The sequence below is a fragment of the Lelliottia jeotgali genome (assembly GCF_977070485.1).
This window is the reverse complement of sequence record NZ_CDRVFO010000004.1, coordinates 360,106-372,215: the sequence shown is the minus strand read 5'-3', so window position 1 is coordinate 372,215 and position 12,110 is coordinate 360,106. Positions and strand designations below refer to the sequence as shown.

At 56.8% G+C, this 12,110-nt stretch carries 10 protein-coding genes; 8 read left to right on the top strand and 2 right to left on the bottom strand.

Going from position 1 to position 12,110, the window contains the following annotated elements; translation table 11 throughout:
• The first annotated feature begins 451 nt into the window (after positions 1-451).
• Positions 452-1,591, top strand: a complete 1,140-nt coding sequence (locus tag ACW4TB_RS08870) for a glutathione-independent formaldehyde dehydrogenase (protein ID WP_455828293.1) — start codon at positions 452-454, stop codon at positions 1,589-1,591.
• Complete coding sequence (locus tag ACW4TB_RS08865) at positions 1,558-2,298, top strand: transposase (RefSeq protein ID WP_455828294.1); 741 nt, start codon at positions 1,558-1,560, stop codon at positions 2,296-2,298. Before ACW4TB_RS08870 ends, ACW4TB_RS08865 begins: the two co-directional genes overlap by 34 nt.
• A 64-nt stretch (positions 2,299-2,362) precedes the next feature.
• Here the strand turns inward: ACW4TB_RS08865 and ACW4TB_RS08860 are convergent, their stop codons facing one another.
• Both ACW4TB_RS08860 and ACW4TB_RS08855 read right to left on the bottom strand, forming a co-directional pair.
• A complete protein-coding gene (locus tag ACW4TB_RS08860) occupies positions 2,363-3,274 on the bottom strand; it encodes a GNAT family N-acetyltransferase (protein ID WP_455828295.1) in 912 nt (303 codons plus the stop codon).
• A 443-nt stretch (positions 3,275-3,717) separates the two neighbouring features.
• Positions 3,718-4,170 carry a hypothetical protein gene (locus ACW4TB_RS08855; RefSeq protein WP_455828296.1) on the bottom strand — a complete coding sequence of 151 codons (453 nt, stop codon included), beginning with the start codon at positions 4,168-4,170 and terminating at the stop codon, positions 3,718-3,720.
• Positions 4,171-4,254: 84 nt separating this feature from the next.
• On the opposite strand from ACW4TB_RS08855, the gene ACW4TB_RS08850 reads away from it, so the two are divergent.
• From ACW4TB_RS08850 to ACW4TB_RS08825, 6 genes are all read left to right on the top strand, one after another.
• A complete protein-coding gene (locus tag ACW4TB_RS08850; protein WP_191086563.1) occupies positions 4,255-4,572 on the top strand; it encodes a helix-turn-helix domain-containing protein in 318 nt (105 codons plus the stop codon).
• Positions 4,573-4,938: 366 nt separating this feature from the next.
• On the top strand, positions 4,939-5,949 hold the full coding sequence (locus tag ACW4TB_RS08845; protein WP_455828297.1) for a DNA-binding protein: 1,011 nt from the start codon (positions 4,939-4,941) through the stop codon (positions 5,947-5,949).
• Between the two features lie 326 nt (positions 5,950-6,275).
• Entirely contained in the window at positions 6,276-7,511 is a 1,236-nt protein-coding gene (locus tag ACW4TB_RS08840; protein WP_455828298.1) for a Druantia anti-phage system protein DruA, read from the top strand.
• 195 nt (positions 7,512-7,706) lie between these two features.
• Positions 7,707-9,197: a hypothetical protein gene (locus ACW4TB_RS08835; protein ID WP_455828299.1), complete on the top strand. Its 1,491-nt coding sequence runs from the start codon at positions 7,707-7,709 to the stop codon at positions 9,195-9,197.
• Positions 9,194-11,074, top strand: coding sequence for a hypothetical protein (locus ACW4TB_RS08830; protein ID WP_455828300.1), 1,881 nt, complete (start codon positions 9,194-9,196; stop codon positions 11,072-11,074). Before ACW4TB_RS08835 ends, ACW4TB_RS08830 begins: the two co-directional genes overlap by 4 nt.
• Before the next feature lie 365 nt (positions 11,075-11,439).
• Positions 11,440-12,108, top strand: coding sequence for a hypothetical protein (locus ACW4TB_RS08825; RefSeq protein WP_455828301.1), 669 nt, complete (start codon positions 11,440-11,442; stop codon positions 12,106-12,108).
• Positions 12,109-12,110 lie beyond the last annotated feature (2 nt).

The window sequence follows — 12,110 nt, the reverse complement described above, 5'->3', positions numbered from 1 at the left end:
CGCGCCGGCTATAAATCCGGAAAGAGGGGATGATTTGATCGTTTTTTAGCCGAATCACCGTTTTGAAATCGGCAAGGGCTGGAGTCAGCCAGAAATACCTGACTACTTCAGACCATCCTTAGAGGGCGCAAATGGTGCTGAAGTTGCAGAAACTGTCCGATATTCCCTCAAAGCTGTTGATGAAACGCGAGCGGTAATTGGCCAGTGCATCAGGGAGCTCATGAGGGACGTGAGGCGCTGATTGACAGGGGGGTCGTAGCCATATTGCTCCTATGGCGTTCAACTGTCTAATTTCGTCACGAGCTGCAAATTCAAGGGCCGCCACGCGCGGGCGACGGCATCACCACTCGTCTGGTCATAGCTCGATTTGTGGAACATACGTTCGTAGAACTAGACAGATGTCCTGTAAGCAGACGACCCCCCCTCATCGTCGCTTGAACAGGAGAGTCTAATGAAGGCCATCGTTTACAACGGGCCACGCGACGTCAGCGTGCAAAATGTCCCAGACGCCAAGATCGAAAAACCTACCGACGCCGTAGTGCGCATCACCACTACCAATATCTGCGGCTCTGACCTGCATATGTACGAGGGCCGCACCTCGATGGAGACGGGACGTGTTTTCGGTCACGAGAACCTCGGAGAAGTCATCGAAGTCGGCGCCGGCGTAGATCGCATCAAGGTAGGTGATCGCGTCTGTTTGCCATTTAATATCGGCTGCGGTTTCTGCGAAAACTGTGAAAAAGGTTTGACCGGTTTCTGCCTCACGGCCAACCCCGGCAGTGCTGGTGCTGCTTACGGGTTTGCCGATATGGGCTCATACCAGGGTGGTCAAGCAGAACTGCTGCGTGTGCCATATGCGGACTTCAATTGCCTGGTGCTGCCAGAGGATGCGCAAGAGAAAGAAAACGACTACGTCATGCTGTCAGACATATTCCCCACCGGATGGCATGCCACTGAACTGGCTGGCCTGATGCCAGGTGAAAGCATCGCCATTTACGGTGCAGGGCCAGTGGGCCTGATGGCAGCTCATGCCGCGATGATCAAAGGCGCCTCGCAAGTGTTCGTGGTCGACAACCATCCGGATCGATTGAAATTGGCCGCGCAGATGGGGGCCACGCCAATCAACTCCCTGGAGAACGAGGCGGTTGATCAGATCCTCAACCTGACTCACGGCAAAGGCACTGATCGAGGTTGTGAGTGTGTGGGGTACCAGTGCTGTGACAAACACGGCCATGAGGTCAATCACCTGACGATGAACAACCTGGTAGCTTCCACCAAGGCCACGGGTGGCATCGGCGTCGTCGGGGTGTTTGTTCCTCAGGATCCAGGCGCGAAAAATGAACTGGCGAAGGAAGGCAAAATGGCCTTCGATTTCGGCGCGTTCTGGTTCAAGGGCCAGCAGATACGCACCGGGCAAGCCAACGTCAAAGCCTATAACCGCAGGCTTGCGGAGCTGATCCATCACGACCGCGCCAAGCCTTCGCAGATCATCTCTCACAGCCTGAAATTGGCGGAAGGGCCCGATGCGTACAAGCATTTCGATGCGCGAGATGAGGGTTGGACAAAGGTCATTCTGAAGCCGGCAGCCTGATCGAACGGCTGTATGGATCTGACGCCCTGACGATATCGCCGGGCGTCAGCCCAAAGACCCGCCTACTCGCGCTTACAGTATGGCCGCTATGTATTTACCGACCACATACCACCTGTCGTCCGCTCGAAATGCGAGCGCGGTTGTTGCGCAAGATGATCAAGGGAAAAATGGTAAGCGTACTGACTTCGATGGTCGACCCGCTGCGCTTTCCGGGTGGGGAGATCGTCGACCTTTACAGTCAACGCTGGGAAATTGAGCTGGGCTATCGGGCGATCAAGCAGAGACTGCTGGGCGGCGAATATACCCTGAGAAGCAAGACGCCAGAGATGATCGCTCAAGAGCTATGGGGTGTGCTGCTGGGCTACAACCTTTTGCGCTACCAGATGGTACTGATGTCCAGGCAGTGTTCCGGTGTGTACCCCTGCGAAATGAGTTTCACTGCCTGCAGTTGGGCCATCTTGGGGTTGCTGCATGGCACGTCACTGAACCATCCCGGCAACTTGCCAGGATTTCTGAGAGATTTGCAGGCATCAGCCGCTCGATATGTTTTACCCCATCGGCGACCTGATCGATGGTTCTCACGCGCAGTCGTTGGACATGCTGTCGAAACGACACATAGACGGCACCTCGTGCGAATTGAGACTCGCACGGCTCCCCATGTTCATTTGTCAAGGCTAAGTAGAGATGTCGCTATGGCGGCTAAGTAGAAATGTCATTATGCCCTCGTCGGGATTGCGTTGGGAGCAAACGATCGAATGGCGCGACCATAGACTATTGCTTGGGCGGTAGGCGTAGCATTACCAGGTCTCGGTGTACGTCAGTTCCACATAAAAATTGCGTTTCACCCACCACGACAAAACCATGCTTTTTATAGAACGCCTGTGCCCGAAGGTTCTGATCAGCAACTGTTAACCTGAACGCTCCGTGATAGCTGGCAATGGCTTGCTCGACCAAAGCACTTGCTGCGCCTGTGCCATGAAGGGCTGGGTAGATATAGCATCGCTTAAGCTCAGCTGTCTGAGCGGCGTCGGCTGCTTCAACGCCAATAGGCTCCGGATGCAGATCCAACATCGCGATGCCTTGCACCTTGGAATCGGACTCCACTACCCAGCAGCGGTAGCTCGTATCTTCGAGCATCGCGGCGATATGGCCGGGCTGCAGCGTAGCAGTCACATAGGCATTGATGTCTTCCTGACGAGTTCGGGGCGGACATGCCAAAGCAAAGGTCTGGTGAAGCAATGCGCTAATGCTCTCAGCATCCCAAGCTTGAGCTTGCCGGATAGTAAATTGACCGGTATTGAAGTGAGCATCAGTGCTGCGAGTAGGGAGCAATTGAGTGGTCTTGACGTAAACCCAAGCTCTTTTTCCAGATGCAAGAGTTACCTCTTGGCGCTCATAGTCCGCAACTTCGTAACGATCTGCTCCCGCCAGCTCGACAGCCGTGACCCGAAACACGGTGCCAGGCACAAAATCATCACTGTCGCCGCTTACAGCCACAATTGGATGATAACGCTCACCGCTAGTGGCCAGCACATCGGGATCTGTGATCTCCGGCATTGTTTTTCGAGACAGCGCCTGGCCTACCAAAGCGCGGGAGCCCGCATGCGCAAAAACAGCGCCAGCAAACGGCTTACCTTTGGGCATGTGTTTGATACAGTTGAAGATGAACTCTGCGACAGACATGGCTGAGCCGGTCCGCCTTGAAGCCCATTGGTTAGGCGGGCGGACGCGTGAAACACGGTTTGCGGTGTGAGGAGTTTTTGGAGGTTTCATAACCGTGCTGGTCACCGCGTCTATCCTTGCGAGCTCTATAGTTTTCACCCATCCGGCTCAGTCACCGTCTTCCTGGTACATTCAGCGCTCCCTGCGAGAATGCCTTCTGGCTCGTGATACCGACCAGCAGCTTCGGCTTTGGCAAGAAACCTTCCCTGGAATTGAGCACGAGGATTGGATTCCAAAGTAGCCCTGGCTTCTTGAGTCAACTGCTCTATAGCCTTCCATTTCTCGGTCTTCACTTTGCGTCGTCCCTTCATAACTACTCCGCTATTGATGCTTCAGATAAGGCCCATAAACGAATCGTGGTGCTTTGCTCGTTGGCTTTCGCATTTCTCATGCCGATGAGCTACCTATCGCCGAAGGTCGCGTGCTTCCGAGAACAACGTGCAGATTGGAGCCAAATTTTTATCAAGATCGTCTCTCAATGAATAGGTGGCTCCACTTGCCACTTGATAGACGAGGCAATGCGATCCGTCCATCGGATCTGCGACGATTGCCACCTTTACAAGCGGCTCCATAAGCCAGATGGGCTGCCCATTGACATGAGGTGGTGTGACCAACTGAACCTGCTCTACCCACACACGGTCGGACTGCGCATCGATGAACTGCTTGAGCTCGTGTGCGTGGTACATCATGAACATGCTGGCAAAATTCTCACGTCTAGACCTATGCACGACCTGCATATAAAACCAAGGCATCAACAGCTCCTGCTCAACGTAGCTCCACAGTCGCTGCCCTGCGGGAGACGCTGGCTCATCGGGCAGGTCAAAGGCAATTTCGGCACGCGGGTAGGTTGTGAACATAGCAGCCCCCAAAAATGAACACTATAGATTGTAGCCCTATAGGATTCGATAGCGCTTCATCGTTCCTTTTGTGGGAACGGCAAATTGGAACTCAGCATCGCGTTCGGTCAGGCGCTCAAAAAGGTCCGTAGCAGTAGAAATCTCACGCAAGAAGATTTCTCTACAGTAAGCAGCCGCACGTACCTCAGCTCTCTGGAGCGGGGCCTGAAAAGCCCAACTCTGGAGAAAATTGATCAGATTGCGGGAGCGTTGGGCGTGCACCCCCTAACCATCCTCGTGGCCGCCTACGTTGACAGGGAAGAGCATCAGGACGTTGATCGTCTCTTCCAGAAAATCAGAAGCGAGCTGATTGAAGTAAGCTCTGCTGAATCAGCATCAAAGAGAAAACAGCGAGGGGTGTAGCTTCTTCGCAAGCCTGACCCGTCCGGAGCAAGAGAAAGGCACCTAGCGACTCAGTCCTGAGCTCTATCCGAGCTTATCTTCGCCTGGGCTGGTCCCGGCACGGGCTGCTAGGGCCGCAGCAAGCGATGACAGAGAATATCGATCAAGTAGAGTTTTGAAGTTTCGTTTCGTGAACTCATCAATCGCTGACGATTTTTTCTCCAAGAGTGCGCACGCTGGATGACCTTTTCTCCAAGAATTACCATCTTCCACGACTTAAACTCCACGATTTACCTCCCGCCCGGTTAAAATCCGCCCCAAAACCTGCTGAATTCTCCGAGAATTATCTCCATGCGGGATCAGACCTAATATGGCGGAGGGCGGGGCATGGCGGTAGGCGTACCGGAAAACGAGGTGTTTGCTGCGGCCGATGCGGTGCTGGCCCGTGGCGAGCGGCCGACGGTGGAGCGAGTGCGCTTAGAGCTCGGGCGCGGCAGCCCGGCGCGGGTTGGCGCTTTGCTCGATCAATGGTGGGAGCATCTGGCCGGGCGCCTACGCGGCGAAACGCGCCTGCCGGGCCTGCCGACGGAAGTCGCACAGGCCTTCGTGGCCATCTGGCAGCAGGCCATCACTCTGGCTCAAGGCGTGACAGAGCAGGCGTTGGCCAGCCAGCGTCAGGTCCTGGCTGAGGAGCGCGAAGCGCTGGGGGCGCTGGAGGCGCGCTCGCGCCTAGACGTTGCTCAGGCCCGTCAGCAGACGGCGGACGCAGTGACAGGGCGGCAGAGCGCAGAAACCCGCCTAGCCGATCTTGAACAGTTGCTGACCCAACGCCTGGCGCAGATCGACGACCTGCGCAGCCAGCGCGACGAACTCCAGGCGCAGCGTGACGAGGTGCGTCTGCAATTGACCGAAGCCCACCTGCTATTGCAGGAGAGCCGTGCACAGGCCGAGCAAGCGCGCAGCGAAGAGCAGCGCTACACGCGTGACGTCGAGGAACGTGCCTATCGCGAAATTGATCGGGTGCGCGAAGAGAGCAAGGCTTTGACCACCCAGTTCAAAACGAGCCAAAACCATGTATACACCTTGCAGCAATCCCTGCAGGCCATACAGGTTGAGCTGAGTAACGCACGCGAGCAACGGGCCACTGCGCTGAGTGAACTGCATACGCTATCGGAACAGCTGGAAGAGCACCGCTCAGCCAGAGTGAAGGCGAGCGAACACCACGACGAGTTGCAGCAGCGTTTGCAGCAGCGGGAAGCACACCTGGCGCTCGCACGTGAGCAGCATGCTGCCGCCAATGCGCGTGCTGAGACACTCGCTGAGACGCTTGCCGCTCAAGGCTCTCCTGCGACGGATGCCTCGCGTCGTCCTCGCAAAAAAACGCCGAAAAATGCGTGACTGCGGGATGAGGGAGGACCGGCGGCCCTGATCAAGTCTTTCGACCGACTTCAGCCGACCTAACATTCACGGTTGATAAAGCCTGAAACCAGTCGCTCTCTCAGGTCACTGAGCGTGCGCCTGAGCAATGATGTCATTTTGCCGGTTCGGTACTTCATAAAACATTGGGGTCGGTGTAGGATCGAACCTTTGCGGTTGCTACCGCATGCCCTTGATGTGTGGTGCTTTTGTGGCCCGAGTACACAGCTAGGGCGTCAAAAGCGAAGCAGCAAGGCATGTGTTTCGCCTAGCTCGTTGAAGTGAACTCCAAGCAGGGATGCAGCAAGATGCCAACCGGCAGCGCAATTATTATTGGGGTTAATCCGAGAGAAGCAAATCTCAAGCGAAAAGTGCGCGAGCATTTGCATCAGCTAGGTTTCACGAGGACCCAAGAAGGGGCTCTGTGTCCGCCTGGAAATGGCAAGGACGCGATCCGTGCTTTGCACGGTGCCCAGCGCGAAGAACGGCTCAGCGCCAGCGAGCGCTTTATCGCGCGCAACACCGCGAAACTGATGCCATATTTTGCCAGTGGCGGCGAGGTTGTACCGGAAAAAATCTCTCCGGTGCTTGAGCGTGTGGCGTCCGGCACATGGCAAAGTGACCTCTTTCGGCTGGCGTCGTTGTCTTGGTCAGTTCCAGTGTCCAATGGCTTTGGTAGGCGCTTGCGTTATCTAGTCTGGGACCAGGCAAATGGCAAACTGATGGGATTGATTGCCATCGGTGATCCGGTTTTCAATCTTGGCGTCAGAGACAAATTCATTGGCTGGGATACCGCGGACAGGGCAGCGCGGCTGGTCAACTTGATGGATGCCTATGTCCTGGGCGCGGTCCCTCCATACAACGCTTTGCTAGGCGGTAAATTGGTCGCGTGCCTGCTTCGCAGTCGGGACATTTATGATGACTTCGCCGCCGCCTACGGCGGCTCGACGGGCATCATCTCGCAAACCGAGAAAAATGCGCGCCTGCTGGCTGTAGTGACGACCTCGTCGATGGGACGCTCAGCGGTCTATAACCGATTGAAGCTGGATGGTACGGAGTACCTCAAGTCCATTGGCTTTACCGGAGGCTGGGGACATTTCCATATACCCGACTGGTTGTTCATTGAACTGCGCGACTATCTTCGCGAGCTTGACCATCAATATGCCGACCAACACGCCTTCGGCCAGGGGCCTAATTGGCGGTTGCGCACCACGCGCGCGGCACTCAAGGCGCTGGGCTTCAAGGACGACCTGATGCGTCACGGCATTCAGCGCGAAGTCTTCATCTGTCAACTGGCCGGCAACGCCGCAAAGCTCTTGCAGGGCGGCACTGGAATACCGCACACCCAATCGCTGTTGTCGGTGGCTGAGATCGGTGATTTGGCGCTCAATCGTTGGATGATTCCACGCTCAAGAAGCAGGCCCGAATTTCGCGATTGGCAGCCGATGGATCTCGTTCACCTCTACGGCAGCCAGGCGAGCCTTTTTTCAGCGCGCAGCCACGTTGCCACGACGTCGCGCTTAATTGTCGGTTTGCGCGGTTAACTGCGAAGGGTATGAGCGATGGATTGCGCCATAGATCCGGTTACGAATAAGTCAATTACCGCCGATATCGCGTCAAGCACTGGCTATTACATTTGTTCCTACTGCCGAAGGCGGGTCGGGCTCCGTTCGGGGACAACGCGAAAAAACTACTTCGCCCATTGGCCTGGCGTGTCCTCCAACGCCTGTGCCTATTTCATGTCGGGACCACTGAGTCATGGCAGTGATGACAAGGTTCAGATCCCGTCAACTCGGCAGATAGACCTTCGCCTGCTGATCAAAAAAGGTCAGAACGCCGGATCGTGGTCGCTTGAACTGGTCCTGCCACCCTGCAAAGCGTGTCATGCCTACCTCAAGCTTGATGTCGGTGGCAGGGTACAAAAGCTCGACATGCGCGGGATGAGCTCAGGCTTCAGAGTCATGGCCGAGCCGTCGGCGAGCGATTACAAGATCCTGTCCTTCGAAGGCAAACCGGACCCTTCGTTCGTTGCAGGCGTTGCGCGGACGTGCGCGGGCTTACCTGCATGGGGCGCAGCCGCATTTACTGCCATGGGGCGGGGCACCGAAAGCGGATTTCCCCGTGCACAAGCACTCAATCGCTGCGACACCTATGCCCTGTTATGGCTGGCACCAGTAGCCCCGGAGTTTCCTGAAGAACTGTTGGTGGAGAGGCTCAAACCGCGCCAGGGCTGGAATTTGGCCTTGGTCACCGTGCCGGAATCCCCTTCAGACAACTGCACCAGATGGCTGGAAGATTTTACCCAACTGAGTGTGATGCCGGCGGTACCAGCCATCACCACCATCTGGCCATTCCTGAGTCGCAATACCAGCATCAATACGGTCGAGTACATCGAGACCGTCGCGGTCATCCTGGCCGCTCACCGGATGCCGGGAGGGGCAAACGACGGCGGGCCGACCTTACAAGCTGTGAATCAGTATGATCGCTGTTCTGCATCCGCCCCTGATCGATCACCCGCGCTCTTCACCCTGATTCGCGGGGGAAGCGAAGAATTCAGGGTCGGCAAAACGGGTCACCCGGACGTCGACAAGTTTTACAACCGGAGCACGTCGCTGGGACGCAGCTTTCAACACCCGACGGTGGATCTGGTGTTCACTGACGAGCGTGGCGAATGTCTGGTTGCCTCATTAAACCGTAGGCAAACCCAATCCTATGTGATGGCCACGCGAGCGCGGAAGTTGCATTTTGACTCCCTCATAATGCCGAGAGGTGCCATCGGCAGGCTTGAGGTAGTTTCACCCTGTGGGCGCAAAGAATACCGCCGACTGGTGTCGAGCGAAGCGTCGGCAAATGGCGCTGCACAGCCATGCCAATTGCCGCCCGCAATGAACAGCCTGCTCAAACAACACCTCACCGACCCGCAATACCAGGTGTCTTTAGATTTCGAAGGATTTGGCCGGTTGGTCATCAGTGCGTCTCAGCCGCTGGCCGATCCTACACCCGCGTTGCTGTCACTCAGCCGGCCCTTGCGCTTGCGCTTGCAGAGCTTTCTATCCCAGCTTCATGTCGGTGGCGTAACCACACTAACTGGCAGTGACCAGATGCTGGTCAGTGCGTTTAGCGCATCCGTGCCTCGGCCGGAACTGCTTCCTCATTATCGTCAACTGGTGGCAGATGTGCGCGCCTGTGGATTTGATATTCGTTATTCAGGAGATGGGGTCTCGCGATGAGCTACCTGTACAGCCGAGAGGCACGAGAGCAGATTTCAGCGCTTGGGGTCACGCTGATCACCGAGTTCATCGAAGAGGTACCCCATACCCTTCGCAAGCCGGTTTTTGACCGTCAGGCCTCAATCCCCGGGTTCAGGCGAGGGTCTCCACCAGAATTCAAGGAGAAACAACGCCGGTTGATTGGGCACCTGGTGCATCCCCAGCCGGGACAGAAAGGGGAGGCCGACTGGAAAGCTTTCGCTAACCTGTGGGTAGCGTGGGCAAGGAGCCGCATGGACAGCGCATTTCCAGTGCCAGACACAGCGGACACAGGGGTCAGCTTTTTCAAGCGATTAGCTGAACTGTACCCTGATGTCCCTAGGGAAACCGTCGAGCGGCTGGCCGTGTACAGCGGCTTCACTGATGACCCGGGGATGCAGGCCGTCTTGAACAGCTTTCATCCTGCGTCCACGCTGGCCAGGGATCGGATGATCGATGGCTTACCGGGGCGTTTGGATAAAATCGAGGGTTATTTTGAGCTGGCCGAAACAGCGGCAGAGGAAACTGCTGAGCGCATCGACCAACTGGAAAACACTGCCACTGCAACTGGTAAAGCGATCAAACAACTGACGGGTAGTTTGGCTGGCGTGGTCCCTGACATCGAGGACTTGCGTACAGCGCTGCACAGCGCCACTGACCGCATGCAGCACCTGAGCGACCTGGCTCAGGCGACGGCCGAAGCTCAGCAATCACTATCGCAAGGGTTGGTACGTTCAGAGCTCCACGATGAGCAGGTCTCGGCGGTACTGGACTCTCTCGCGACTCAGGTTGCCAACCTGGTCGCTGAGCGCGCACAGGTTCAAGTGCTTGCGGAGGCACTGGACAGCCTCAGTGCACGCGTGCCTGACTGGGAGGGCACGGCAACCAACATGGCGGCGTTACGCGAACGTCTGAACGACCATGATCTTCGTGACAGCAGGCCGCGTCACGATAGCAGTGAACCCGCACGTGTTCGCTTGATCGAGAACGAAGCGCCCGGCCCGTTTGTTGAAGTTGGCTCCGTAGACGTCGCCTGGAAGGTGATTGCCAACAACTTGCAGGCGTGCGGGGTCGTGAAGAGCCATGCCAATCGTTACGCACGGCAGATTCTTGCAGCAGTCATTGCCGGCCAGTTGATTCAGTTCAAAGGATCAACGGCGGACTTAATTGCAGATGCTGTGGCAGCGGCTCTAGGCGGGGCAATCTTCCACGAGTGGCGGGTTCCCGTCGGGCTTCTGTCGGAGGATGCCGCGACCGACTGCCTCGAAGTGGTGCGCGACTCGTCTGGATGTCTGCTGCTCAAGGGGGCCAACCGGTCTGCGTTTGAGGTATATGGCAGTGCCATCCGCGATCTAGTAGCCCGTCGTCAATTCTCCCTGACGGTCGATACGCGTTTGGTTCTGATTGCAACCTGGACTCACGGCCCTGCGGCATTTCCGGACGGCGGTACGTTGCCTGAACTCGGCCCTGTATTTGATACGGATGAATTTGATATGCGGGGGCTATCCGCCCAGGTGCCGCTGATGCAGTTTGGTCAGCGAATTGTGGAGGACTGGATAGCCCTGCACGAAACCGCTGAGAACACCCGTTTAGCCTTACCAAGCATGTTGAGGGAGCATCTTGCACAGGTAAACTTTGTTCCAGGGAAACTGTGGCTACGAGTCGCAGATCGCGCGTACGCCCAACTGCGACTGCTATCACCAGGCCCTGCGGAGCGGACGCTTCATGCGGTGCTGACGCAGTGGGCGTTGCCATGGGTGCAAACCCTCGGTGGTCCGGTCGAGGCACTCACACGCAGCGCCACCGAGCTACTGAGTGAAATTAATGCGCTGGCGGATCAGGCGGAGCGTGTTGAGTGAAGTGGCTAGGGAGCGATCGCGATACCGCTCGAAAAATCCTTGCAGCAGGTTTGGGCTGTAGAAATGAAGGTGAAGGATTGAGGATCGCGGCGGTAGCTGAGTGCCTTAGAGCCGCATCCTATCTGTGTTCTGCTCCCAGTACGGATCGGCAAGCTTGGGTGCCGGCGAACACGCTCAGTTTGACGAGCCTGGTTCGCCAGCGTTTGCTCCCTCTGTGGCCGACGCTCGACGATGAGCAATCTGTTGAGCCGGGCGTCAAAACGATTCTTGAAAACCTCGGAGAGCTAGGGGATCTGGTGCGACTTGATGGCGGACGTTGGCTAACGCCTCCGCCACGGGCGATTAGGACCGAAGGAGCAGTAGCTGTGATCACCGGCGGTGGGCCTGCACAAACCTTTCCCTGGTCAATCACGATGCGGGGGGCAGGGCGGCTCAGGCTGATTGACGTGGATGCTTGCGCAGGACGCATCGACCTCTGGGAACCACAGGAGTGGATTGGCGCACCGCTCGAGGGGCTGCAGAAATGGTCGACCCAGTTATTGACGAATGCCAAGGCACAACTGAAACCTGTTTCGAGTGAGCTAACGGACGTTTCAATCCGTTGCAGTGGTAAGTGGATGTCACTGTGTGCCTGCCCGACGGCCGAGGGGCTGTTCCTTGCCAGGTGCCGCACAGGTCCACGGTTTGAATACAGCGTGGTTCAGGTGTCGCAAGGGCATCTACAGCAGATGAAGGAATTGCGACGGGAAGAGTCGAAACGCTTGCAGTTTTACCTCGACGCAGAAGCTGGACATCCTCTGAAAGTTCGAACAGATGTGTCGCAATCAGAGGTTCGACTGCGTCTGAATCGTCATCTGCCGCGGGAAGAGGCACGTGCGCTGCTGCTGGGCTGGCAGCTACCTCCGCCTGACGGCGGCGGCTCAACCGCGACAAGCTATGTGATACCGCGAGAGATGTTTCCGCTTGTGCGCCAAGCGCTTACAGGTCTGAGCGTGGACCTGATTGAGCGTGAGCTTGCCGAGGGAAGACCATAATG

What these genes read in the sequence shown, in the direction of transcription:
- ACW4TB_RS08845 (WP_455828297.1), top strand. Translation starts at nt 4,939, where the DNA reads ATGGCGGTAGGCGTACCGGAAAACGAGGTGTTTGCTGCGGCCGATGCG.
- ACW4TB_RS08835 (WP_455828299.1), top strand. Translation starts at nt 7,707, where the DNA reads ATGTCGGGACCACTGAGTCATGGCAGTGATGACAAGGTTCAGATCCCG.
- ACW4TB_RS08860 (WP_455828295.1), bottom strand. Translation starts at nt 3,274, where the DNA reads ATGTCTGTCGCAGAGTTCATCTTCAACTGTATCAAACACATGCCCAAA.
- ACW4TB_RS08840 (WP_455828298.1), top strand. Translation starts at nt 6,276, where the DNA reads ATGCCAACCGGCAGCGCAATTATTATTGGGGTTAATCCGAGAGAAGCA.
- ACW4TB_RS08855 (WP_455828296.1), bottom strand. Translation starts at nt 4,170, where the DNA reads ATGTTCACAACCTACCCGCGTGCCGAAATTGCCTTTGACCTGCCCGAT.
- ACW4TB_RS08870 (WP_455828293.1), top strand. Translation starts at nt 452, where the DNA reads ATGAAGGCCATCGTTTACAACGGGCCACGCGACGTCAGCGTGCAAAAT.
- ACW4TB_RS08830 (WP_455828300.1), top strand. Translation starts at nt 9,194, where the DNA reads ATGAGCTACCTGTACAGCCGAGAGGCACGAGAGCAGATTTCAGCGCTT.